This is a genomic window from Paenibacillus sp. FSL R7-0210, from assembly GCF_038009085.1.
Lineage (GTDB): Bacteria > Bacillota > Bacilli > Paenibacillales > Paenibacillaceae > Paenibacillus_AQ > Paenibacillus_AQ silagei.
In genome coordinates this window covers 954,563-978,166 of the sequence record NZ_JBBPAR010000001.1, presented here as the reverse complement: position 1 = coordinate 978,166, position 23,604 = coordinate 954,563, and the positions used below count along the sequence as shown (strand labels likewise).

The 23,604-nt window shown below is 54.9% G+C and carries 18 protein-coding genes and 1 pseudogene; 4 read left to right on the top strand and 15 right to left on the bottom strand.

From position 1 onward, the window contains the following. Positions 1-501: 501 nt before the first annotated feature. The 8 genes and pseudogenes from MKY64_RS33380 to MKY64_RS04200 all read right to left on the bottom strand — a co-directional run bounded on the left by MKY64_RS33380 (position 502) and on the right by MKY64_RS04200 (position 12,410). Positions 502-3,819: pseudogene (locus MKY64_RS33380) on the bottom strand (beta strand repeat-containing protein). 104 nt (positions 3,820-3,923) lie between these two features. Beyond that, positions 3,924-5,048, bottom strand: a complete 1,125-nt coding sequence (locus tag MKY64_RS33375) for a hypothetical protein (protein WP_445671690.1) — start codon at positions 5,046-5,048, stop codon at positions 3,924-3,926. Between the two features lie 161 nt (positions 5,049-5,209). Continuing rightward, positions 5,210-5,851, bottom strand: coding sequence for a hypothetical protein (locus MKY64_RS33370; protein ID WP_445323339.1), 642 nt, complete (start codon positions 5,849-5,851; stop codon positions 5,210-5,212). A 361-nt stretch (positions 5,852-6,212) separates the two neighbouring features. Further along, positions 6,213-7,940, bottom strand: coding sequence for a glycosyltransferase (locus tag MKY64_RS04220; protein WP_051477911.1), 1,728 nt, complete (start codon positions 7,938-7,940; stop codon positions 6,213-6,215). Between the two features lie 218 nt (positions 7,941-8,158). After that, positions 8,159-9,208, bottom strand: coding sequence for a sugar phosphate nucleotidyltransferase (locus MKY64_RS04215; protein WP_051477912.1), 1,050 nt, complete (start codon positions 9,206-9,208; stop codon positions 8,159-8,161). 18 nt (positions 9,209-9,226) lie between these two features. Further along, positions 9,227-10,000: a glycosyltransferase family 2 protein gene (locus MKY64_RS04210; protein WP_051477913.1), complete on the bottom strand. Its 774-nt coding sequence runs from the start codon at positions 9,998-10,000 to the stop codon at positions 9,227-9,229. Between the two features lie 41 nt (positions 10,001-10,041). Next, the gene (locus MKY64_RS04205; protein WP_051477914.1) at positions 10,042-11,289 is read right to left on the bottom strand and encodes a glycosyltransferase family 2 protein; all 1,248 of its coding nucleotides are present in this window, start codon (positions 11,287-11,289) and stop codon (positions 10,042-10,044) included. After that, positions 11,286-12,410, bottom strand: a complete 1,125-nt coding sequence (locus MKY64_RS04200; protein WP_200869524.1) for a glycosyltransferase family 2 protein — start codon at positions 12,408-12,410, stop codon at positions 11,286-11,288. The genes MKY64_RS04205 and MKY64_RS04200 overlap by 4 nt, the downstream gene beginning before the upstream one ends. 178 nt (positions 12,411-12,588) lie before the next feature. On the opposite strand from MKY64_RS04200, the gene MKY64_RS04195 reads away from it, so the two are divergent. From MKY64_RS04195 to MKY64_RS04185, 3 genes are all read left to right on the top strand, one after another. Then, positions 12,589-13,785 (top strand): glycosyltransferase, encoded by a 1,197-nt coding sequence (locus MKY64_RS04195; protein WP_339310696.1) that lies wholly within the window; start codon positions 12,589-12,591, stop codon positions 13,783-13,785. Positions 13,786-13,943: 158 nt separating this feature from the next. Next, on the top strand, positions 13,944-16,091 hold the full coding sequence (locus MKY64_RS04190; RefSeq protein ID WP_340951086.1) for a glycosyltransferase: 2,148 nt from the start codon (positions 13,944-13,946) through the stop codon (positions 16,089-16,091). A gap of 68 nt (positions 16,092-16,159) precedes the next feature. After that, positions 16,160-16,720 (top strand): acyltransferase, encoded by a 561-nt coding sequence (locus MKY64_RS04185; RefSeq protein ID WP_340951083.1) that lies wholly within the window; start codon positions 16,160-16,162, stop codon positions 16,718-16,720. Positions 16,721-16,745: 25 nt separating this feature from the next. Here MKY64_RS04185 and MKY64_RS04180 read toward each other — a convergent pair whose 3' ends face one another. After that, positions 16,746-17,444 carry a hypothetical protein gene (locus tag MKY64_RS04180; RefSeq protein ID WP_036723999.1) on the bottom strand — a complete coding sequence of 233 codons (699 nt, stop codon included), beginning with the start codon at positions 17,442-17,444 and terminating at the stop codon, positions 16,746-16,748. Beyond that, positions 17,434-17,712, bottom strand: coding sequence for a hypothetical protein (locus MKY64_RS04175; protein ID WP_036724000.1), 279 nt, complete (start codon positions 17,710-17,712; stop codon positions 17,434-17,436). Before MKY64_RS04175 ends, MKY64_RS04180 begins: the two co-directional genes overlap by 11 nt. 209 nt (positions 17,713-17,921) lie before the next feature. Between MKY64_RS04175 and MKY64_RS04170 the strand changes: the two genes are divergently transcribed. Further along, on the top strand, positions 17,922-18,278 hold the full coding sequence (locus tag MKY64_RS04170; RefSeq protein ID WP_036724002.1) for a hypothetical protein: 357 nt from the start codon (positions 17,922-17,924) through the stop codon (positions 18,276-18,278). Between the two features lie 91 nt (positions 18,279-18,369). On the opposite strand, the gene MKY64_RS04165 is transcribed toward MKY64_RS04170, so the two are convergent. The 5 genes from MKY64_RS04165 to rfbH form a co-directional block, all read right to left on the bottom strand. Further along, the gene (locus MKY64_RS04165; protein ID WP_036724004.1) at positions 18,370-18,768 is read right to left on the bottom strand and encodes a MerR family transcriptional regulator; all 399 of its coding nucleotides are present in this window, start codon (positions 18,766-18,768) and stop codon (positions 18,370-18,372) included. Between the two features lie 177 nt (positions 18,769-18,945). Beyond that, a complete protein-coding gene (locus tag MKY64_RS04160) occupies positions 18,946-20,043 on the bottom strand; it encodes a glycosyltransferase family 2 protein (protein WP_036724005.1) in 1,098 nt (365 codons plus the stop codon). A gap of 10 nt (positions 20,044-20,053) precedes the next feature. Next, positions 20,054-21,154: a CDP-glucose 4,6-dehydratase gene (gene rfbG / locus MKY64_RS04155; protein ID WP_340951076.1), complete on the bottom strand. Its 1,101-nt coding sequence runs from the start codon at positions 21,152-21,154 to the stop codon at positions 20,054-20,056. Beyond that, positions 21,136-21,912: a glucose-1-phosphate cytidylyltransferase gene (gene rfbF, locus MKY64_RS04150; protein WP_036724006.1), complete on the bottom strand. Its 777-nt coding sequence runs from the start codon at positions 21,910-21,912 to the stop codon at positions 21,136-21,138. The genes rfbG and rfbF overlap by 19 nt, the downstream gene beginning before the upstream one ends. Further along, positions 21,909-23,237 carry a lipopolysaccharide biosynthesis protein RfbH gene (gene rfbH, locus MKY64_RS04145; RefSeq protein ID WP_339249947.1) on the bottom strand — a complete coding sequence of 443 codons (1,329 nt, stop codon included), beginning with the start codon at positions 23,235-23,237 and terminating at the stop codon, positions 21,909-21,911. Before rfbH ends, rfbF begins: the two co-directional genes overlap by 4 nt. Positions 23,238-23,604: the final 367 nt, after the last annotated feature.

Genomic DNA, 23,604 nt, shown 5'->3' with positions numbered 1-23,604 from the left:
CCGTAAGCCCCGTCGCTCCAGTCTCACCCGTAAGCCCCGTCGCTCCAGTCTCGCCAGTCAGCCCCGTCGCACCAGTCTCTCCGGTGAGCCCCGTCGCTCCAGTCTCTCCCGTAAGCCCTGTTGCACCAGTCTCTCCTGTAAGCCCTGTTGCTCCGGTCTCTCCTGTAAGCCCTGTTGCACCAGTCTCTCCCGTAAGACCCGTTGCTCCGGTTTCTCCAGTCAGCCCCGTCGCTCCGGTCTCACCAGTCGTTGCTCCGGTCTCTCCTGTAAGCCCCGTCGCTCCCGTTTCTCCCGTCAGCCCTGTCGCCCCAGTCTCACCTGTAAGCCCTGTCGCTCCCGTTTCTCCGGTAAGCCCTGTCGCTCCAGTCAGTCCTGTTGCTCCCGTTTCACCTGTGAGCCCTGTTGCTCCCGTTTCACCTGTGAGCCCTGTTGCTCCCGTTTCTCCCGTAAGCCCCGTTGCTCCAGTCTCTCCCGTAAGCCCCGTCGCTCCAGTCTCGCCAGTCAGCCCCGTTGCTCCGGTCTCTCCCGTGACCCCGTCGCTCCCGTTTCTCCCGTAAGCCCTGTCGCTCCAGTCAGTCCTGTTGCTCCCGTTTCACCTGTGAGCCCTGTTGCACCAGTCTCACCAGTCAGCCCCGTTGCACCAGTCTCACCAGTCAGCCCTGTTGCTCCCGTTTCTCCCGTAAGCCCCGTCGCTCCAGTCTCGCCAGTCAGCCCCGTTGCTCCAGTCTCTCCGGTGAGCCCTGTCGCTCCGGTCTCGCCCGTCAGCCCCGTTGCTCCGGTCTCGCCCGTGAGTCCTGTCGCTCCCGTTTCTCCTGTGAGCCCCGTTGCTCCAGTCTCTCCCGTAAGCCCCGTCGCACCAGTCTCACCCGTAAGCCCCGTCGCACCAGTCTCTCCGGTGAGACCTGTCGCTCCGGTCTCGCCCGTGAGTCCTGTCGCTCCCGTCGCTCCAGTCTCGCCAGTCAGCCCCGTTGCACCAGTCTCTCCGGTGAGCCCCGTTGCTCCGGTCTCGCCAGTCAGCCCCGTTGCTCCGGTCGCTCCGGTCTCTCCTGTAATTCCTGTCGCTCCCGTTTCTCCTGTGAGCCCCGTTGCTCCGGTCTCTCCCGTGAGTCCCGTTGCTCCGGTCTCTCCCGTCAGCCCCGTCGCTCCGGTCTCACCAGTCAGTCCCGTCGCTCCGGTCTCGCCAGTCAGTCCCGTTGCACCAGTCTCACCAGTCAGCCCCGTCGCCCCGGTCTCTCCTGTGAGCCCTGTCGCTCCAGTCTCACCTGTAAGCCCCGTCGCCCCAGTCTCACCAGTCAGCCCTGTCGCTCCGGTCTCTCCGGTCAGCCCTGTCGCTCCAGTCTCTCCCGTCAGCCCCGTCGCTCCGGTCTCTCCCGTCAGCCCTGTTGCACCAGTCTCTCCCGTAAGCCCCGTTGCTCCGGTCTCTCCTGTAAGCCCCGTTGCTCCAGTCTCTCCCGTAAGCCCCGTCGCACCAGTCTCTCCTGTGAGCCCTGTCGCTCCCGTTTCTCCGGTAAGCCCCGTCGCACCAGTCTCACCCGTGAGCCCAGTCGCCCCAGTCTCTCCTGTGAGCCCTGTCGCCCCGGTCTCTCCCGTAAGACCCGTTGCTCCGGTTTCTCCCGTGAGTCCTGTCGCTCCGGTCTCTCCCGTCAGCCCCGTCGCTCCGGTCTCTCCCGTCAGCCCCGTTGCTCCGGTTTCTCCCGTGAGTCCTGTCGCTCCGGTCTCACCAGTCAGCCCCGTCGCTCCGGTCTCTCCCGTTAGCCCCGTCGCTCCAGTCTCACCCGTAAGCCCCGTCGCTCCAGTCTCACCCGTAAGCCCCGTCGCTCCAGTCTCGCCAGTCAGCCCCGTCGCACCAGTCTCTCCGGTGAGCCCCGTCGCTCCAGTCTCTCCCGTAAGCCCTGTTGCACCAGTCTCTCCTGTAAGCCCTGTTGCTCCGGTCTCTCCTGTAAGCCCTGTTGCACCAGTCTCTCCCGTAAGACCCGTTGCTCCGGTTTCTCCAGTCAGCCCCGTCGCTCCGGTCTCACCAGTCAGCCCCGTTGCTCCGGTCTCTCCCGTCAGCCCTGTCGCTCCAGTCTCTCCTGTAAGCCCCGTCGCTCCCGTTTCTCCCGTCAGCCCTGTCGCCCCAGTCTCACCTGTAAGCCCTGTCGCTCCCGTTTCTCCGGTCAGCCCAGTCGCTCCAGTCTCACCTGTAAGCCCAGTTGCTCCGGTCTCTCCTGTAAGCCCTGTTGCACCAGTCTCTCCTGTAAGCCCCGTTGCACCAGTCTCACCTGTAAGCCCAGTTGCTCCGGTCTCTCCCGTCAGCCCTGTCGCACCAGTCTCGCCAGTCAGCCCTGTCGCCCCGGTCTCTCCCGTCAGCCCCGTTGCTCCGGTTTCTCCCGTGAGTCCTGTCGCTCCCGTTTCTCCTGTGAGCCCTGTTGCACCAGTCTCTCCCGTGAGTCCTGTCGCTCCAGTCTCTCCGGTCAGCCCCGTTGCTCCAGTCTCTCCTGTGAGCCCTGTCGCTCCCGTTTCTCCGGTAAGCCCTGTCGCTCCAGTCAGTCCTGTCGCACCAGTCTCACCTGTAAGCCCCGTTGCTCCAGTCTCACCAGTCAGCCCTGTTGCACCAGTCTCACCTGTCCGTTGCTCCCGTTTCTCCGGTAAGCCCTGTCGCTCCAGTCAGTCCTGTTGCTCCCGTTTCACCTGTGAGCCCTGTTGCTCCCGTTTCACCTGTGAGCCCTGTTGCTCCCGTTTCTCCCGTAAGCCCCGTTGCTCCAGTCTCTCCCGTAAGCCCCGTCGCTCCCGTTTCTCCGGTAAGCCCTGTCGCTCCAGTCAGTCCTGTTGCTCCCGTTTCACCTGTGAGCCCTGTTGCTCCCGTTTCACCTGTGAGCCCTGTTGCACCAGTCTCACCAGTCAGCCCCGTTGCACCAGTCTCACCAGTCAGCCCTGTTGCTCCCGTTTCTCCCGTAAGCCCCGTTGCTCCAGTCTCTCGTGAGCCCCGTCGCTCCAGTCTCACCTGTAAGCCCCGTTGCTCCGGTCTCTCCTGTGAGCCCTGTTGCACCAGTCTCTCCGGTCAGCCCTGTCGCCCCGGTCTCTCCCGTCAGCCCTGTTGCTCCCGTTTCTCCCGTAAGCCCCGTTGCTCCAGTCTCACCCGTAAGCCCCGTCGCACCAGTCTCTCCTGTGAGCCCTGTCGCTCCCGTTTCTCCGGTAAGCCCCGTCGCACCAGTCTCACCCGTGAGCCCTGTCGCACCAGTCTCACCAGTCAGCCCTGTCGCCCCGGTCTCTCCCGTCAGCCCCGTTGCTCCAGTCTCGCCCGTGAGTCCTGTCGCTCCCGTTTCTCGTAAGCCCCGTCGCACCAGTCTCACCAGTTAGCCCTGTCGCTCCGGTCTCTCCAGTCAGCCCTGTCGCTCCCGTTTCTCCCGTAAGCCCCGTTGCTCCAGTCTCACCCGTAAGCCCCGTCGCTCCCGTTTCTCCGGTCAGCCCTGTTGCTCCAGTCTCTCCCGTGAGCCCGGTTGCTCCAGTCTCACCCGTGAGCCCCGTCGCTCCAGTCTCTCCCGTCAGCCCCGTCGCTCCGGTCTCTCCCGTCAGCCCCGTTGCTCCAGTCTCTCCCGTGAGTCCTGTCGCTCCCGTTTCTCCTGTGAGCCCTGTTGCACCAGTCTCGCCAGTCCGTTGCTCCGGTCTCGCCCGTGAGCCCCGTCGCTCCCGTTTCTCCTGTCAGCCCTGTTGCTCCAGTCTCTCCCGTGAGCCCCGTTGCTCCAGTCTCACCCGTGAGCCCCGTCGCTCCGTTTCTCCGGTCAGCCCCGTCGCTCCAGTCTCACCCGTGAGCCCCGTCGCTCCCGTTTCTCCGGTCAGCCCCGTCGCTCCAGTCTCACCTGTAAGCCCCGTTGCTCCGGTCTCTCCCGTCAGCCCTGTCGCACCAGTCTCGCCAGTCAGCCCCGTCGCTCCGGTCTCTCCCGTCAGCCCTGTCGCCCCAGTCTCTCCTGTGAGCCCTGTCGCTCCCGTTTCTCCGGTAAGCCCCGTCGCACCAGTCTCACCCGTGAGCCCAGTCGCTCCAGTCTCACCTGTAAGCCCCGTTGCTCCGGTCTCTCCGTCAGCCCTGTCGCACCAGTCTCACCAGTCAGCCCTGTCGCCCCGGTCTCTCCCGTCAGCCCCGTTGCTCCGGTCTCTCCCGTGAGTCCTGTCGCTCCCGTTTCTCCTGTGAGCCCTGTTGCACCAGTCTCGCCAGTCCGTTGCCCGGTCGTGAGCCCTGTTGCTCCCGTTTCTCCCGTAAGCCCTGTTGCTCCCGTTTCTCCCGTAAGCCCTGTCGCACCAGTCTCACCAGTTAGCCCTGTCGCTCCAGTCTCACCAGTCAGCCCCGTTGCTCCCGTTTCTCCCGTAAGCCCCGTTGCTCCAGTCTCTCCGTGAGCCCCGTCGCTCCAGTCCTGCCAGTCAGCCCGTTGCACCAGTCTCTCCCGTGAGCCCCGTTGCTCCGGTCTCTCCGTAAGCCCCGTTGCTCCGGTCTCGCCAGTCAGCCCCGTCGCTCCAGTCTCTCCCGTAAGTCCCGTCGCTCCAGTCTCACCAGTCAGCCCCGTTGCTCCCGTTTCTCCCGTCAGCCCCGTTGCTCCAGTCTCTCCCGTGAGCCCCGTTGCTCCGGTCTCTCCCGTCAGCCCTGTCGCTCCGGTCTCTCCCGTCAGCCCCGTTGCTCCGGTCTCTCCTGTGAGTCCTGTCGCTCCGGTCTCTCCCGTGAGTCCTGTCGCTCCGGTCTCTCCCGTCAGTCCTGTCGCTCCGGTCTCTCCCGTCAGTCCTGTCGCACCGGTCTCGCCAGTCAGCCCTGTCGCACCGGTCTCTCCCGTCAGCCCCGTCGCTCCAGTCTCTCCCGTCAGCCCCGTCGCCCCGGTCTCACCTGTAAGACCTGTTGAACCAGTCTCACCCGTAAGACCTGTCGCTCCAGTCTCTCCTGTGAGTCCAGTACGACCGGTTTGCCCTGTGAAGCCTGTCGATCCAACGCTACCTCTTGTACCTTGACTTCCGCTCCTGCCAAGAGGCCCTGTGGTGCCTGTTGGTCCGGTTGGTCCTGTTACTCCGGTTGGTCCTGTAGCCATTAGTTGTCAACTCCTCGCTGTCATGAATTTCCAATGATATAATAAAATACTCTTAACCTTATTTCTAACTCCCAAGATAGTAAGAAACGGGTACACATCCTTAGATAAGGATGGTATCCGTTTCAAATTTTATTTACTTGAGAGGAAAGTACATTCCGCAATTACATTAAGGCCAAAATAGTCACAGAAGCAGCTACAAAACCATTCGGAGAATTAATAATATCCGTTGATATTCTTGTACCAGCTTCAATGAGTACTACCTGCATACTTTTTTCTCCGTCTAAGGCATCTATAATTACCACCATAGTCACCGGAGTGACAGGTCTGGGACTTCCTGGAACTTCAGCTCCTGAATAAACTATATGAAAAGGATCAATATTACCATCCACTGATATTCCAATACCTGGCGACACAGTAGACGTATACTGAACAGAGGCTTGAACGGAGACATGATACATATGCCCTCCAGGCAATACAAAAGTATCGCCGCCCTGCAACCCAATTGACTCTGCAGGATCAGTTACTAGGGCATTAAAAAATCCAATAGGAGTATTAGCGGTACTCGCAACAGTGTACCCATTAACTACATATGTTCCAAAAATAGAAGTGATTGAACCTGTAATCCCGGTCATCCCCGTTTGTCCTGTAACTCCAGTTAACCCGGTTAATCCCGTAACTCCAGTAAAACCGGTTAATCCCGTTAATCCCGTGTTTCCTGCTCCCGTTGCTCCAGTCATTCCCGTGTTCCCTGCTCCCGTTGCTCCGGTCATTCCCGTGTTCCCTGCTCCCGTTGCTCCGGTCATCCCCGTGTTCCCTGCTCCCGTTGCTCCGGTCATCCCCGTGTTCCCTGCTCCCGTTGCTCCGGTCATCCCCGTGTTCCCTGCTCCCGTTGCTCCGGTCATCCCCGTTAATCCCGTATTTCCTGCCCCCGTCGCTCCGGTCATCCCCGTTAATCCCGTGTTCCCTGCTCCCGTTGCTCCGGTCATTCCCGTGTTCCCTGCTCCCGTTGCTCCGGTATGACCCGTCACTCCAGTTACTCCGGTGCTTCCATCGCTACCTTTTGAACCAGGGCCTCCATTTATTCCACCCTTACCATCTTTCCCCGTAGTCCCTGTTGGTCCTGTTGGTCCTGTAACTCCTATAGGCATAATCTGTAATCCCCTTTCAAATTTCTTGGTTTAAATATCTGTTCTTTCTTGAAGGCTGTCTGTTCTTAAGTATAATAGTACTACTCCGGCTGACATCTCCAGGTAATGCTATAAGCTCTCCAATGATCGGATTGCAGCCAAGAACAGCCTCCCGTACCGCAAGACGATTCCTCTCTACCACCCAGTGTTCCTGTTCTACTTCACCAGCCTGCAAGCATAGATTAAGAGAGAACATGGAATACGGACTGGCTTGTGAAGTCTTCATTGCAGATAGTGCTTCCCTCTCCTCTTCCCTCACTTCTTCGTAGGGATTCAGCCATAGTACGTGGGAAGAGGTAAGGAGCCCTTCCAATCTTCCCCATAGCTGTGACTGTTCTTCCTCGGAGGGGAGAGGAAGAACATGTGCACTTAGTACACTGGCAAGCTTATCAGCGTCTGCGCCTATTCCACCGTCGAGCACGATCCATTGATCGGCGAACGGCTGCCACTTGGCTGCCCATTCCCGCAGAGCAGAGAACGGACCATCTCCCTTGCAGAGCATTACGATTACTGACCAGGCATTAGCAGGAGTCGTATTACAACGAAGGGAATTTTTCCGATGAGAAGGTACAGAGAAGCTGCGCACACCCGAAGGAACCTCTTCCACCGCTTGCAGATCATCTTCCAGATGAGCTAGCTTCTCCGCCGCTTCCTTGAATGAGGGGGAATACTCCAGCGCTCTGCGGTACCAGACTCTGGATTCACCAGACATACCCCTTAGCTCATAACAGTTCCCGATATAATAACAGGGGTAAAAGGTTCCCGCACCCTTGAGAACCATATAATGAAGAGCATTCTCTCCAAGCGTCAGACAATGCTCGAAAGCGGAAGTCGCAGCCTCTACCTGGTCGGTATGCATAAGAATGCAGCCCTTATACAGATGCAGGTCCACATAATCCGGGTAGAGACTGATGGCCTTCTCAATGCCGGGCCAGCCTTCTCTGAAGCTGCCCATCGCCAACAGACAGCCATACTTGAGCTTGTAAAAAAGCGATGGCGGCAATCTTCTCTGCCCCAGCGAAGCGGCAATGGCCTGATTAACCTGCTCGAAAGCAAGTGCATACTTCCCCACCCGCTGATACTCACTTGCTATATGGTAAAGACTCCACGGATCGGGGTTCGGATTGTCTGTTACAGCTTCCTGCAGCAGCTTCAAATTGCGTTCATGTTTCGATTTAAGAGTAGTCACGGACTGGAGATATCCATAATGAAATAGCCGGACTGGAAGCTGGAACGGAGTGCTGGTATCCTCCCGGGTATAGGTGTCGGGCCAGCTCAATTGTTCATGAATGCCTCCAGTGAAATGAACCCCCTCTCCGTTACGGAACAAGCGGCACTGAGCCAGCCGGTAAGCTTCATGCGCCTGAGGCCGGAACAGACCATTGAAATGGATCGTTTCCACAGAGGCCAGTTTGTGTTCCTGAAGAGTGCTCACCATTCGAAGCTTCAGCGCATCATTCACAGCGAGCTCTTCGTCGGCATCCATCCATAGTATCCATTCCCCTCTTGCATGAATGAGGCTATAATTGCGGGCTTCCCCGAAGCTCTCCTTCCAGGGAAATTGAAGAATGGTTGCGCCGAAGCCGCGGGCAATGTCCATCGTCCTGTCACGGGAGCCCGTATCCACAATAATGATCTCATCTACCCCTGCGCGTACGCTTGACAGACAGCGTGCAATCCAGGGCTCTTCATCCTTGACGATCATGCACAGGGAGATTAGTGGGACGGTCGCCCTCGCTGTGTTCTGCCATAACGGGACTGCCTCCTTCCATAATGGATTTACCGGACTATGCGGACGAATCCGGTCAGGTGATACACATTGATTGACATCACCTCTTAACCTTATGACGGTTTCTGCCCGCATAGAACATTGTCGGATAAAGTCGGACAATCTAAATATGAAATCCTTGGGCGTTACCGGCATCAATCGCCGGGAATGTATTCCTTCCGTTTTTCCTGGTCCGATGCTGGAAGCAAATGCTTCAGATGATCTGCTGCATCTTTACGGGCAACCAGAATACCCCCGGGACCCGCCGCTACGATCACATCATCCAGCCCGACAAGTATGACCGGAATATCCAGCTCGTTGACAATCTGGCAATTCAAGGAGTCCGCACTGATGTGGCCCCATCCCAGAACGGAGGAGGCCAATTCTTCAGAGAGCGTGTTCCAGGTCCCCAAGTCCTTCCATCCGTCGTGATAGGGCACACAGATCAGACGGTTGTTGCCTTCCAACACCTCAACATCGAAGCTGCTCTTGGGAAGGAGGTGGTATTGCCTCTGCAGCTCTGCATAATCCCTTGGGAAGCCTGCTGCTTCCAGCCGGTTGAGCTGATCGCATAACCGGAAAGCGAAGATGCCGCAATTCCACATCGCCTGCTGCTCTAGCAGTGCCTCTGCCGCCTGCCTGTCTGGCTTCTCCACGAAGCAATCGACCTGCACATAGGCCGGATTCTCCTGCTTCCCTGCTGAAGAGACAGCGGATAGGGCTGGAACAATGTAACCATATTTCCCTGACGGGCCTTCTGGCCTCGCACCAAGCAAAGCAATTTCCGCACCGGAGTGGCGCAGCGCCTCATCCAGTTCTGTCAGCTTGAAGAAGAATTCGTCGCTCACGTAAGCATCTACCGGCAGCACAATAACCGTCTCCTCGGGTGATATCTTCTCCACCGAGTATAGATAGGCTGAGGCAAGACTGACTGCAGGAAAGGTATCCCTGCGCCGCGGTTCAATAATGACCTTCGGAGCTGTGCGAAGTTGCTTGCGGATCAATGTCTCTTGTCCGCTTGACGTTGCAATATAGACTTCATGGCCGAGGCCTGCAGCCGACAACTGCCGCCAGATCCGCTGAAGCATGGACTCGCGCCCGCCTCCCGGAGCAGGCAGCACCTGAAGGAACTGCTTGCTCCGGATACTGCTGGAGAGCGGCCATAAGCGTGTGCCGGAACCACCGGATAGAAGCACTAGCTTCATGGTTCATTCCTCCTTCCCCTACTGGAAGTCATCTGCAGTCAGATTAACTGCGCTGAACTGCTCTTCGGTATCCCAAAAGGTCAGCATTCCGTACTTTTTGCGGTTATCCAGGTATTGGGGAATTCCCGCCTTTCTCAAACCGTCGCTCATAATGACATATTCGTAGCGGTTGGTGCCGTCACCGTACCGGACATGCTCCAGAATGTCACGGCGCATCACATAGGTGCAATGGATGACGTCAACCTGCACAAGACCTTTCACGTTCTGATATAAGTAATAGAAATACAAGTCGTTGCTCTTGAAGTAACCATCTTCATCCACCATATTATGATAGTTGGAATATAGACTTAACGGAGCCTCAGCCACAGTAAGCAGTGGCCCGACCACCGGCAGATTCGTAGAGAGCAGGCTCTCCAGCGTATCCGGGGCAATGAAATTATCGCAATCTGCTACAAAATAATGGGTATTTCTCGATTTAGCCCATTCAATTGACTCTTGGCGCAGCCTGCCGATTACTCTTAAGCGTTCATAAGTCCATTCATGCGGAGCATAGTCCTGTACAGGCTCTTCCACATCACTGGTATCCAAATGCACCTCATGGTATCTCTCGCCCACCCGTTCGACCCATTCTCTAAGGATCTCTTCAGTCCGGTCATTGTTGTTGTTGGTCCGAATGTACAGTTTGATCCTTGAGGCAGGATACGTCTGCCGCTCTATAAGTTCCAGATAGAGCGGCAGTACATGCGCCTTGTCCTTAGCTAATATAGCAACCGTTACCAGATCTTGTTCCATGATTGCCCTCCTGTTAAAATATTCTTCACCTTCTTATATTTCTATTGCCTGGACGCGGCAGTCTCTCGGTCTGCAGCAGTTAACCGGGTGCTGATGGTAGCATGGCTGACGATACCAAAGAATGGACTCTGCCTTGGCTGCTCAATATCCTCTGGATAGAGCTTGCCGCTATCCTGTCTGATCATATACCGGGCACCTTCCGCACAGCGGAGGGAGACCACTTGATATTGGTGAAAGAGGGACAGCTTAAGACCAATGAATCTCCGGCGCTCATCTGCAGTGAGCACATCACCCTCCTGCAGCCAGAGAATGTAAGGCTCCGTTGCCATATGGACGATCCATTCCCGCAACATCCGCATGTCCAGCTCCCCCTTCACAGTGTAGACCTGCCGTGTATAGCGGGCAGCGGTTTGCGCGATGCGTTCATTGCCGGAAGGGTCCACGACAATTATTTGTTCTGTTACCTCTGCAAACGAAGCGAGTGTCTCTTCCAGTGCGGCTTCATTGCCGGATGCAATAATTCCCACGCATACGCGCACGGGTGGACTATAGATCAGGCTGTGAATATCCGCACCCCATTTCTGAAAAGCCTTCTTCTTGTTCTGCTGCAAAAGCGTTTGAAGATCGAAAGAAGAGGTCTGCCCCATACTGGCATGGCCGATATGGTGGATGAATGAATCCTCCGCAATCAGGAGCTTATACCCATGCTGGATCGCCCGCAGGCACAGGTCGTCATCCTCGTAATTCCCCAGACCGTATCGTTCATCGAACCAGCCAATCTCATCCAGAACACTGCGCTTGACCAACAGACAGAAGCCGATCAGGCGGCGGACCTCCTGTACCTGCCCACGCTTTGCTTCACAGTACTCTGCCGCGAATGTCTCCATATCCTTAAGTTCACTGTAAGTCACCGGAATACGCTGATGTCCGCTGATATAATTCGTAACAGGTCCTGACATGCCGACCGCACTGTCACTGTTCAATGCATGGAGCATGGGAGCCAGCCACCCTGGGGGAACAACAGTATCATTGTTAATGAACAGAACTGCTTCGCCTTCTGACGCTTCTCCCCCTTGATTGCAGCCTTTGGCAAATCCCAGGTTCTCCTTGTTCTCAATCAGCTTCAGTTCAGGATAATGACTGTTCAGGAATGGCACGGTTTCGTCACTTGAGCCATTGTCAACAATAATAATCTCATGTTCTTCGGGAGTATTTCGCTTGATGCTCTCCAGACATTGAACTGTTAAAGACAACTGATTAAGGGTAAGAATGATAATGCTCGTCTTCACTGGAACAACTCCTTTTGTTCTTTTTGTACAGGGCAATTAAACTCTACATGCTTGCCTCCGAGCAGGTTCGTATAATAATCGCGGTTGTATATCGCACTGGGATTTGACGGATAGTGTGCGAAAGAAACCTCATTGCAATAGTCAGCGTATTGGTGGTCTCCCAGTTTATCGTAGCAGACACAGAGCTGCAGATTCGGGAGCCATGTACCGGCGGAATAAGCCTCCGTTCCCGGTTCACTGACCTTAGGGAGGGACGCTGCCATCTTGAACCAGTACACCGCCTGTTCATATTGTTGTAATTCCATGAAATAAAAGCCTATCTTACAGCAGGTTTCCGGACGCGGGAGATCATAGTCGAAAGTACGGCACATGGATAGCAGTTGCTCCTGTTTTTGCCCCAGCGCCGCATGGCTGTCCGCCAACCTCAAGCATGCCTGAATATTATCCTCGACCCAGCCTTCACCTTCTGACAAGAAACGCTCATAGTTCTCCAGCGCCTCATGGTAGTAGCCATGATCGTATAGCTCATTAGAGTAATAGATCCGGTCTCTGGCGGTAAACGGCTTGCCCTTGGCTATCATTTTGCGGAAGATATCAAGGTTACGCTGCGTATATTCCTTGTCTTTCTTATGCGTAACGCATACGTCGCTCTCAAGCACAGGCGGGGTGACTTCAATATATTCATGAACAGCCCCGGTCCACCTGAACCCGCAATCGCGTCTGATCAGACGGTTGCGTCTGAAGCTGTAGAGCGATTTCCCATGTTCATCCGTTATGAGAATATAAGACATAGATACCGCATGATATTCGGAAGTCATTGTAGCCTTCAGAGTCTTGAACCGCTCCCGGTCGATCTCCTCAATGACATCATCTGCATCCAGCCACATGATATACTCACAGGTCGCTTGGGCGAATGCATAATTGCGGGCGGCTGCGAAATCATCGATCCACTCAAAATCATAGATTGTGGCGCCATATACGGCCGCAATCTCTTTGGTACGGTCTGTTGAGCCGGTGTCCACGATGACGATCTCATCCATAATATCCGCGACCGATGACAGGCATCGTCCCAGGCTCTTCTCTTCATTGCGTACAATCATACACAAGCTGATCGTCGGCAAGTCTTCTCCTCCTTCTTGCAGATTCTGAATATCCGGACTTACCGGATTTCTCGTATATGTATATGCCGGCCCTGACGGATCATTCGGCCGGATTTGCCTGCATGAATTCCATTCCGGTTCATAAGCTAGTACAGACACCCCTGCAATGATCTTCTCACCCCAATTGAAGGAGGAGCATATGCATACGATTTCCCCCTCGCTCTACTATCGTTTATATCGTTACGGCACAGGCTCCAGGATTGCCTCGGACGGTGTGTTATCGTTACCAGAACAGACGGCAATCGGTACTAGTGTGCTGGTGCGTGAGGGTTACCGTTGGGATATCCCCTCTCCCGCCAAGAATGGCTCACCCCGTATCGTGATCGGGGACCGTTGTGAATGCAGCCGGTTCCTGACGATCACGGCAACAGGTAGAGTAGAATTGAAGGCCGATGTGATCACAGGTCCGCATGTGTATATTAATGACGCCAGGCAAGATTGGGAGAAGGGAGGTAACCCTTCTGACACGTTAATAATCGGTGAAGGCTCATGGATCGGAGCACACTCCTCTATTCTGGGCCCTGTGAAGATTGGCAAAGGCTGTGTAGTCGGTGCAGGCAGCGTAGTTCTTCGGGATGTGCCGGATTACTGTGTTGTTGCCGGCAACCCTGCTGAATTCCGCCGCATCTATGAGCCGTCTAGCGGAGAGTGGATCAGGGTAGATAGCGAGGCGGAGGCTCGTAGGGTATTGGACCGCAGAAGCAGGGAACCTCTGCTATCCATTTGCATACCCGTACGTAAACAGGCTGTAGAGCTAAGACGCTGTCTGGAGTCAATTTATGCTCAGGTGGATGATGATGGATTAATGGAGGTCTGCGTCCTGGACGACGCTTCGTCCGAGGAGACCGCAGAGGTGGGGCACCACTATGGGCAACTGTACCGCAGCTTCCGGTATCACAGCGACCCAGATCTTGCAGCAGGAGGTTCTCTTGCAAGTCAGGCTGCGGATAGGGGGCACGGGAAATTCATTATGCTGCATGAGCCGGGAGACTCCTTCATGCCTAACTCTCTTCTTCCTTTTCTGAACGTGCTGCATACCCATCCTGACTGTGCGATCATCCTGATTCAGCCCGTGTTCATCCGCAGCACTCCACAGCCTGAACAGCTGAAGGGACTATCTGAATTTGTCAGGCTTACAGCGTCCTCCTCGTCCCCTCCTCTCCCTGTTGTTCTGAACCGAAAGGATTGGGAGCGTACTGCCGATTCTGTACAAGCCACAAATTTTCTGGACCCATGGGTATCCCGGCAACATGCATTATTGCAATTGAATCCGCAGTTCTGCCTGTGCCGGTATACCATGACCGAAGCCGGGCGGCACATCGGATCAGCTCCGTAATTACGGCTATTGCCAAAAAAAAATGATCTTTGACCATTAACCGAATATATATAGACAATGAACAGGCAGAGATCTTAAGGCGTAAACTTCGGGTCCATGAAGTCCGGTAAATGACAGGGATGCCTGGTACTGAGGACAAAGGAGAGGATGTCAGCGACATGGATGAACGTAAAATTTGTTTTATCATGTGTGTGAATAATGAGGAATTAGCGAAACGCAGCCAGAAAAATCTTAAGCAATTACTCAAACCGGATGGATTCACCGTAGATCTGCAAATCGTCAGGAATGCCTCCGGCCTGGCAGCGGGGTACGATCAGGCCATGCGCCAGTCAGATGCCAAGTATAAGGTGTATATTCATCAGGATGTCCATATCCTGAATCCCCAATTTCTTGAAGACATCGTCCGGCTGTTCTCCCGTTATCCGTCACTCGGCATGTTAGGAACCGTCGGCGCTAAGACGCTTCCGTCTTCCGGTATATGGCAGGACGCATCACAGAAGTTCGGTAAAGTGATTGATAGCTATACAGGCGCACTTCAGCCTCTTGAATTGATGCAGCCGGTGGATGAATATGAAGCGGTGGAGACGCTCAGCGGACTGCTGATGGCAACACAGTACGACCTCCCCTGGCGCAAGGATTTGTTCACCGGCTCACACTTCTATGACGCTTCACACAGTCAGGAATTCATCAGCAGCGGCTATGAAGTAGGTGTTCCCAAGCAGCTTCTGCCCTGGTGTCTGCATAACTGCGGTATCCCGGACCGAAGCACTGCTATGGAGAAGGCCCGGCACATTTTCCTTGAATATTACGGCTATGGCAAACACCATGGCCAGCACCGGTTCCACCGGCTCGGCAGCGGCTGCAGCATTCATCCATCCTGCGAATTGTCAGGTACGGCCGGAATTGCTCTGGGCAATGAAGTCAAGCTGCAGGCAGATTGTTCTCTTTCGCTCCCCTATAATAATATTGTCAGCGAACCGCGTATCCAGATTGGTGCAGGAAGCGAGATCGGACGCCGGTGCAGCCTGTCGGCAGTCAACCGGTTAATTATTGGCGCCCAGGTCGCCATATCACCTAATGTGCATATATCCGATCACAATCCTGCTTATGAGAATATTCATCTCCCCGTCATGAAGCAGGGGGTGACTTCCTGGAGCCATACCGTAACCATCGGTGCTGGGAGCTGGATTGGCGCCAACACCGTTATAGCCGGGGAGGTATCCATCGGTAAGGGCTGTGTCATAGGCGCGGGGTCAGTCGTTGTATCCGGCACGGTAATTCCTGACTACTGCGTAGCTGCGGGTACACCTGCCAGAGTAATCAAGCAATTTGATCCCGACTCCAGGAAGTGGCTGAAGACTAACGGATTGCCCAGCGAGGAAGCTGAGCGTCACGCAATAGAGACTGTTCCGCAACCGCTTATAAGTATTTGTATCCCTGCCTATAACTGCGAACAAGAGCTCGACCTTTGCCTGAAGAGTATTTACAGTCAGAATGCCAGACAGGAAGATTTCGAAATCATCGTATCAGATGATGGCTCCACAGATCACACGGAAGAGCTGGTGCGGAAGTATCAGGCCAGCTATCCTAACCTTCACTACTACCGCAATGAACTTAATGAAGGAACTGACCGCAATACCCTGAAATGTGCAGGCTATGCCAAGGGCGAATTCATCAAGCTTCACGGCGGCGATGATTACTGGCTCCCCGGCTCCGTCGAAGCCTTGTATAACCTGATCGAACAGAACCGGAACTGTAGCCTGCTCTTCCTAGATATCCTTAGTAACACCGGAGTGATGAACCGGGGCTCGGGGATCAGCAAGTATGTTGAGCAGGTCTCGATCTATAGTACATTTCTGTCGGGAATCATTATGCGCAGGAAGGAATTCGAACAGATTGCCACGCCTGAGCTTTTCATCGATTCGAATCTTATCCAGGTCTATCTGGAGCTCTCTATTCTAGAGATTTCTCCGGATTATTGTGTGTATCACCGCAAGCTGCTGACCAGCAGCGACAAGATTGCAGGAGGTTACAGCTTCGCACGGACATTCATTCAATCATACCTTGGGATTCTTCATTACTTCCTGGATAACGGATTGGAGGCAGCCGTATTGGCAGCCGAGAAGAAGCAAATCTCCCATACCTTCTTGCTCTGGTGGTACAACTACATGCTGGAGAAGAATCTTCAGCAGTTGCAGCCCGAAGATTTCCCGCAGATTTTTGTTGCAGCTTACCAGGATGAATCCTATTATCCAGAACTGCATGAACGGCTGCACAAGATTCAGGTTAAGCATCTAAATATCTGAGGCTACATAGCCGCCGGGCAGGCCGCAGCAGCAGGCTTGTCCGGTCCATTATAAGGAGGCATCAGTGCATGGAAGGTATCAGCCCGGAATTTCAACAACGCTTCAGTACCTTCGGACCCGGCAGTCTGATTGTGCTTAAGACCGATATCAACTGTCCGGAGAAAGTCGCTATCGGTCGCAATGTGCTTATTCAGGAGAATAGCTGGTTCACGGTAGTTCATCCCGGTAAGGAAGAACCGCCGGCCATTTCGATCGGAGACGGCTGCAGCTGCAGCCGCAATCTGATCATTACCGCTGCGAACAGCGTGACTCTGGAAGATAATGTCATCGTCGGGCCAGATGTCTATATTGCCGACACTAACCATCAGTACCGCCAGATCGGCATTCCCATTCGCGACCAGTGGATCACCACTGCCAGCCATCAGGTGAGGATCGGTGCAGGCAGCGAGCTTGGTGCCCACTGCGTCGTTGTGGGTAACGTAACGATTGGCAAGGGCTGCCGGGTTACACCTAACAGTGTGGTAACCCGGGATTTGCCGGATTACTGCATCGCGGCGGGCAATCCCGCCAGAGTGGTGAATGCCTATGATCCCGAAGCGGGAGTATGGCAGCTGCCCGGCGAGGGCTGATGTTGATCGTAGAATAAAAAGCACCTTATAGGGAGTACTTCAGGTTGGACGAGATTCTGATCCCCTGATAGTCAACGGACGGCTGGCTATTCATAGATTGCGTACTCTTCGGCTGCTGCCGTTCCACCGACTTCTTCGGCTGCTGCCGTTCCGCCGTCTTCTTCGGCTGCTGCCGCTCCGACGCTTTCTTCGGCTGCTGCCACTCCGCTGCCTTCTTTGGCTGCTGCCACTCCGCTGCCTTCTTCGGCTGCTGCGGCTCCACTACCCTCTTTGGCTGCTGCGGCTGGATAGCAGGCTTCAGCTGTTGCCGCTGCTGCCGCTTGCGTTCGCTGGCTGCGCGCACTCCTACTGTCCGTCCTCGCTTCTTATGGGACGTCCGCTTGCGCGTGGCCTGCGCGGAGCGCCGCTGGATGAACCGGACGGACTTACCCGTATTATAGAGATATTTGCCCCCGGATACATAGGCATCTGCAGGACGGATTGTCTGCTTGATAACGGTGGATACCTGCTCCCGATGCTCCGGTTCTTGCCTCTCAGCCTCCCGGCCTGTGGACTGAGCTCGTTCAAGCAGCCGTTCTGTCTCGCGCATGAACAGCGCCAGCTCGTCATCCGCATTGACCGAGAGCCGCAGACAAGCCTGCTTCAGCTGCTCCATCTGTCCCATTGTTTTATGAATCGCCTCTACCAATAGCTCATCCTCCGATTTCCGGGCTTCAGCCTTCATACCCATTTACCTCTCGCACCAGCCGTCTGCTGGTTTCCAGCGTCCGGCAGATCATGGCCTGATGCTGGGCCAGGGCCGTGATGATTCTGGCCACCGCCTCCTGCAGGGCGTCAAGCCCCCCCATCTCTAATTCTTCTTCCCAGCCGTATTCATCATCATACATATATTCCAGCTTGCGGATTTCAACCGCGATCAGAGCCGAGACCGCTTCTTCCTCCAGCGCCGCAGCCAGAATAATCGCTTTGATCAACCGTTCCCGCTGTAGCATCGCTTCATCCCCCCCGCTGCCTGCTTTGATTTAGTTACTGTTATATATATGTGCTTTTGACTTGTCCCTATCACCATTTGTCCCAGGTATATCGGATTTGGCGGATTTCAGAGAATAACAGGAATAGGACAATCTGTGCCTGAAGTATACATAGCTATGACTAGATAATTAAGCGCAAAGCAACCTTTCACGTTTTGGAGGAGATCTGCATGTCAATGCCCCACATCCCCAATATAACTCCCGATATCTCGCTTACGCGGGAGGAAAGCATCTCTCTCCTGCTCACCTCTATCGCAATCAACGAGATGTCTTTGTCTCACATTATCAACGCAGAAGCAGAAGCGATGCAGGCCTTCGTGCTGTCTAATCCCGGAAATATGAACTTTGTCAACATGATCCAGTTGAATAATACAACCGCCAGATTGCTCGAAGAGATTACCAAGGGCCAGTGGCTTAGTCTCAGCAAGATGGACCGGATTCTGCGTTTGCTGAGTGACTCTGGTGCCTTGTCGGCGCGATTGCTGGAAGAAGAACTAACTACTGAAATTGAGGAAGATGAAGAATAGCGGGCAACCGTCATTCTTTCTCGCGGCTAGAAATGGACAAGCCCTGATCATGAAGGGAGCCGCTCGCAGAATTATCCCAAGTTTGTGCAGCCTATTGAACCTTCCAGTGATTGAGATGATCCGCAATCCGGATCAGCTCATTGGCCAGGGAGGAGAGCGAGGCCACAAGCTGCTGCTGTCTGTCCGGCTCCGGGGCCTCGTCCATACGGTTTTCCGTTCGCTCTGGTACGGGAAGCTCTTGTTCACTTTTACTGTACATCGGGAATCCCTCCTCGATCAGCAGGCGCACAATGGTGCTTAGATGATAGCGTTCCATGCGCAGCTCACTGATTCGTTTTAACAGTTTCAGAGTTTCATAGGGATAGAGCACCTGATCTCCTTGGCGGGTCCCCGGGACGAAGTAAGAGAAATATTCCAGCCATCTCTTCACTGTGGTCGGAGGCAATTTCGATAAATTAATGATTTCCAGTTGGGTGTAATGGCGTACCATAACATCACTCCTTTATTTTAGGTGGACTTATTTACTTTAATGGTATTCATGTGCCTCGCAATAAATGTGTAAAAATACCTATTTATCTAATTATCGTCCCGCAAAATAAATAGACAGGCCCGTTCCGGAGAACGTTGCCTGTCTATTATGCTGCCTTGGAAGCAGCAGATTACCTGCTTAAGAGACTTTAAATAATTCGCTGAAGGAATCACCCAGGAGTTCTTTATAATATTTCCGGTTATGCAGCATACTTGGGTGTGTAGGATAATAGAATAGTGCTGTCTCATTATGATAATTAGCCTTCATGTACTGACCCAGGCGGTCATAGCATACGCACAATTGCAGATGTGGCACCCAGGTGGTAGAGGTCATATCCTGAAGTCCCAGGGTAGATCTTCGCGGCAGCGTAATCGCCTGTTCGAACCAGTAGATTGCCCGCCCGAACTCTCCAGCTTCTACGAATTCACTTCCCAGGCGGCAGCAGAATTCGGAACGGGGGATATCATAGTTCAGGGTACGATACAGCGCGCTCATTTTCCCGGACTTGTTGTTCAGATGCCCGTGGCATTCCGCCATCTTCAGGCAGGCCTGATAGTTATCCTCAACCCAGCCCTGGCCGGTCTGCAGGAACTTCTCGTAATATTCCAGCGCTTCTTCATGGATCGCATGATCTCGGAGCTCGTTCGCGAAGTAGTAGAGATCACGCGGCGAGAACTCCTCGCCCTTGGCCAGACGCCCACGGTAGATTCGCAGGTTGCGGTCCGTATGAACCTTATCCTTCTTATGAGTAATACAGACATCGCTATCTATGGTATTGCCGGCAACCGCCAAATACTCATGCACCGGTCCGATCCACTGGAAGCCGCAGTCCCGGCGGACCAGCCGGTTGCGTCTCAGGCTTGAGGTTACTTTGCCCTCGCTGTCGAAGGCCAGATTGTAGGGCATAGTCACAGACTGGTACTGCGGAGATAATGTCTCCTTCAGCTTTTTGAAGCGCACCCGGTCGATTTCCTCAATGGTATCATCTGCATCCAGCCACAGAATATAATCCTTAGTCGCCTTGCTGAAGGCTTCGTTGCGTGCTGCCGCGAAATCGTCAATCCATTCAAAATCATAAATCACTGCACCATATTCCGCAGCAATCTCCTTGGTCCGGTCCGTGGAGCCTGTGTCGACAATGACGATTTCGTCCGCAATATCCTTCACACCATCCAGGCACCGGCCCAGGCCGTTCTCTTCATCGCGCACAATCATACATAGACTGATAGTAATCATTAGTGCCCTCCTATAGGTTCTGTGTCATATATTCGCGAATCTGCTGCTCGCTGATGTTCCGCATATCCTGCCCTGCATCCAGCGCTCTCTGCCATTCCAACGTCTTCTGCAGAGCCTGCTCAACACTCCAGCGGGAGCGCCAGCCCAGCAGGCGGCGGGCCTTGGTGCTGTCAAGCTGCAGTTCACCAGCCTCATGCAGCCCGGAGATACCAGCGATATCAATACCCGCTCCCTCTCCCCAGAGCGCTGCTAGCCGGACGGCCACCTTCTCGACACTGTGAACGCTCTGCTCCTCAGGGCCGAAATTCCAGGCGGCAGCATACTCCGCCCCCTCCTGCACCAGCTTCTCGGCCAGCAGCAGATAGCCGCTAAGCGGCTCAAGCACATGCTGCCAGGGTCGCGTCGCCGCCGGGCTGCGCAGCAGCGGCCTCAAGCCAGCGGCGAATGACCGCAGGCAGTCCGGCACCAGCCGGTCCTGGGAATCATCGCCGCCCCCGATGACATTCCCCGCCCTGGCGGTAGCGACAGCCACGCCATGCTCGGCATAACGCGCCGGATGGAAGTAGCTGTTGCGGTAAGCCTGCGTCACCAGCTCGGAACACGCCTTGCTGGAAGAGTAAGGGTCATAGCCGCCCAGCGGATCGGTCTCGCGGTAACCCCAGATCCATTCACGGTTGTCATAGCACTTATCCGTCGTAACGTTAACGACAGCTTTAACAGGGATCCCGGAATCAACCGAGCTTGCGACCGCCTCCAGCAGATTCACTGTTCCCATCACATTCACCTCGAAGGTATCGGCCGGGAACTGGTAAGAGGTGCGGACCAGCGGCTGGGCAGCCAGATGGAATACCACCTCCGGGGCCGCTTCCCGCAGCGCTGCATCCAGGCGCTGCCGGTTCCGTACATCCCCCCAGACCGTATGGACCTCAGGCGCAGCTCCGATCAGCGGGAAGAGCTTATACTCATCCCGGTCCCAGGCATAACCGCTGACGCTTGCGCCCAGCATCGTCAGCCACCGGGTGAGCCAGCTTCCCTTGAAGCCGGTGTGTCCGGTTACGAAGACACGCCGCCCCTTCCAGAATCTCGCCGCTGTCAGTTCGTTCTCATCCACGGGAGTCCTCCCTCCCGCCACAGCTCCTCCAGATAACGCTTGTCGCGGAGTGTATCCATCGGCTGCCAGAACCCGTGATGCTTGTAAGCCCTTAGCTCATCCCGCGCTGCCAGCTCCCGGAGCGGCTCCTGCTCCCAGACGGTGCTGTCACTTTCGATTAGAGAGAATACCTCGGGCTCTAGTACGAAGAAGCCGCCGTTCACCCATCCTTCGTCCCCTTTGGGCTTCTCTACGAATCCGGTTACCTTGGTATCCTCTGCTAGGTCCAGCGCACCGAAACGGCCCGACGGCTGAACAGCAGTCACAGTCGCCAGCTTCCCGTGAGAGCGATGGAAGTCCAGTAACTGCTGTATATTAATATCCGCAACACCATCCCCATAGGTCAGCATGAACGGTTCATTTCCGATGTATTTCTGGACTTGCCGGATTCTTCCGCCAGTCATCGCTTCTTTGCCTGTGTCCGCGAGCGTTACCTTCCAGTTTCGCAGCTGACGGTTATGGCGGGTGATCTGGTTGCCATTACCGAAATCGAAAGAAATATCCGAGCTCTGGAGATAGAAGTCGGAGAAATATTGTTTAATGACATGCCCCAAATATCCCAGGCAAATGACAAAATCATCGAAGCCGTAAGCAGCATAATTCTCCATAATATGCACCAGCAGCGGCTTGTCGCCGATCTCAATCATCGGCTTGGGCTTCACATCGGTCTCTTCACTGATCCGGGTCCCGTAGCCCCCGGCCAGAATGACTACCTTCATCTTGTTACCTCCTTACCTTTCAGCAAGCCCAGCAATACCTCGGCAGTATAATCGAGCATCTCTGTCGAAAGTCCCGGATAGATTCCCACCCAGAACGTATCGTTCATGATCCTGTCCGTCTGAATGAGCGGCGCGGCGACACGGTGCGCCACACCGGAGTAGGCAGGCTGCTTGAGCAGATTCCCGGCGAACAAGAGCCGGGTGCCAACCCGCGCCTTCTCCAGCCTGCGCACGATTTCATTGCGCGTGAGGGGCGCATCCTCCCTCACGGTCAGCGGGAAGCCGAACCAGCTCGGATCACTGCGCGGCGTCGCCTGTGGAAGAATAAGCCATTCCTCCGCAGGCTTCAGCGCTGCCTTCAAATAGTCAAAGTTACGTCTGCGTGCAGCATGGAACCCTTCCAGCTTCTCCAGTTGGGAGACTCCGATGGCAGCCTGCATATCGGTAGCCTTCAGATTGTAGCCAATGTGGCTATACGTATATTTGTGGTCGTATCCGGCAGGCAGGTCTCCCTTAGTCCAGTCAAACCGCTTGCCGCAGGTATTGTCGGTTCCCGGCTGGCACCAGCAGTCCCTGCCCCAGTCACGGAGCGATTCGACAATTTTTTTGAGCCTGGCACCGGAGGTGAGTACCGCACCGCCCTCGCCCATGGTCAAATGATGGGCAGGGAAGAAGCTGACCGTGGCCAGATCGCCGAAGGAACCTGCCGGCCGGCCTTCATACAGTGATCCGACAGCATCGCAGGTATCCTCAATCAGCCACAGTCCATGCCGGTCCGTGAATGCCTTAACACTGGCCAGATCGAAGGGATTGCCCAGTGTGTGCGCCAGCATGACCGCTTTGGTACGGGGGCTGAGCGCGGCGTCCAGCTGAGCTGTATTTATATTGTAGGTGGGCAGCTCCACATCGACGAATACTGGAATAAGTCCATGCTGTATCAGCGGATTGACCGTGGTCGGAAATCCGGCGGCAACGGTGATCACCTCATCGCCCGGACGCAGCCGGCGTTCGCCGAGCAGCGGCGAGGTAAGTGCTGCGACAGCAAGCAGATTCGCACTCGAACCCGAGTTAACCAGCAGGGTATGCTTTCTCTCCATAATCTGGGAGAACCTGCGCTCGAACTCGCCAGTATATCTGCCCGCTGTCAGGTGGAAATCAAGTGAAGCATCCACCAGACTCATCAATTCTTCGCCATCGAACACCTTGCCGCTTACCGGCACGTAATCGCGTCCAGGTACGAAGGACCGGCCGGGCCAACGAATGTCGTAATATTCTCCTGTCAGCTTCAGAATTTGCTCACGTAAGGTTGCAGCTTCTGTGGGCAAAAGCTCCCCTCCTTTAACTAATGGTTTTCATTTAGTGGTTTTGTCGGACTTGGTACATCATTTATATGCAGACCGGAGGTTAAATACGATTAAGAATTCAATGGAATTTAAATTCCATTTTTGTTCAGTTCTTGTCTATGGGGGTTCACTATAATGGGGCTTGACTTGAAACGAACCGTTATGGAGGGATGCATACATGGGAAGACTCAGAGCCATCAATGAAAGAAAATGCACTATGGACAACTGCAACAGAAGACACTATGCGAAAGGGCTGTGCAAACAGCACTATTGGCCCGCCTGGAAAGCAGGACAAAAGAACGAGTCTGATTCTGACACTAGCCGCCAGGATCATTCACAGAAGTCCCTT

Coding starts and splice junctions, on each gene's coding strand:
- MKY64_RS33375 (WP_445671690.1), bottom strand. CDS start 5,048: ATGGCTACAGGACCAACCGGAGTAACAGGACCAACCGGACCAACAGGC.
- MKY64_RS33370 (WP_445323339.1), bottom strand. CDS start 5,851: ATGACCGGAGCAACGGGAGCAGGGAACACGGGAATGACCGGAGCAACG.
- MKY64_RS04220 (WP_051477911.1), bottom strand. CDS start 7,940: ATGATCGTCAAGGATGAAGAGCCCTGGATTGCACGCTGTCTGTCAAGC.
- MKY64_RS04215 (WP_051477912.1), bottom strand. CDS start 9,208: ATGAAGCTAGTGCTTCTATCCGGTGGTTCCGGCACACGCTTATGGCCG.
- MKY64_RS04210 (WP_051477913.1), bottom strand. CDS start 10,000: ATGGAACAAGATCTGGTAACGGTTGCTATATTAGCTAAGGACAAGGCG.
- MKY64_RS04195 (WP_339310696.1), top strand. CDS start 12,589: ATGCATACGATTTCCCCCTCGCTCTACTATCGTTTATATCGTTACGGC.
- MKY64_RS04190 (WP_340951086.1), top strand. CDS start 13,944: ATGGATGAACGTAAAATTTGTTTTATCATGTGTGTGAATAATGAGGAA.
- MKY64_RS04185 (WP_340951083.1), top strand. CDS start 16,160: ATGGAAGGTATCAGCCCGGAATTTCAACAACGCTTCAGTACCTTCGGA.
- MKY64_RS04180 (WP_036723999.1), bottom strand. CDS start 17,444: ATGAAGGCTGAAGCCCGGAAATCGGAGGATGAGCTATTGGTAGAGGCG.
- MKY64_RS04175 (WP_036724000.1), bottom strand. CDS start 17,712: ATGCTACAGCGGGAACGGTTGATCAAAGCGATTATTCTGGCTGCGGCG.
- MKY64_RS04170 (WP_036724002.1), top strand. CDS start 17,922: ATGTCAATGCCCCACATCCCCAATATAACTCCCGATATCTCGCTTACG.
- MKY64_RS04165 (WP_036724004.1), bottom strand. CDS start 18,768: ATGGTACGCCATTACACCCAACTGGAAATCATTAATTTATCGAAATTG.
- MKY64_RS04160 (WP_036724005.1), bottom strand. CDS start 20,043: ATGATTACTATCAGTCTATGTATGATTGTGCGCGATGAAGAGAACGGC.
- rfbF (WP_036724006.1), bottom strand. CDS start 21,912: ATGAAGGTAGTCATTCTGGCCGGGGGCTACGGGACCCGGATCAGTGAA.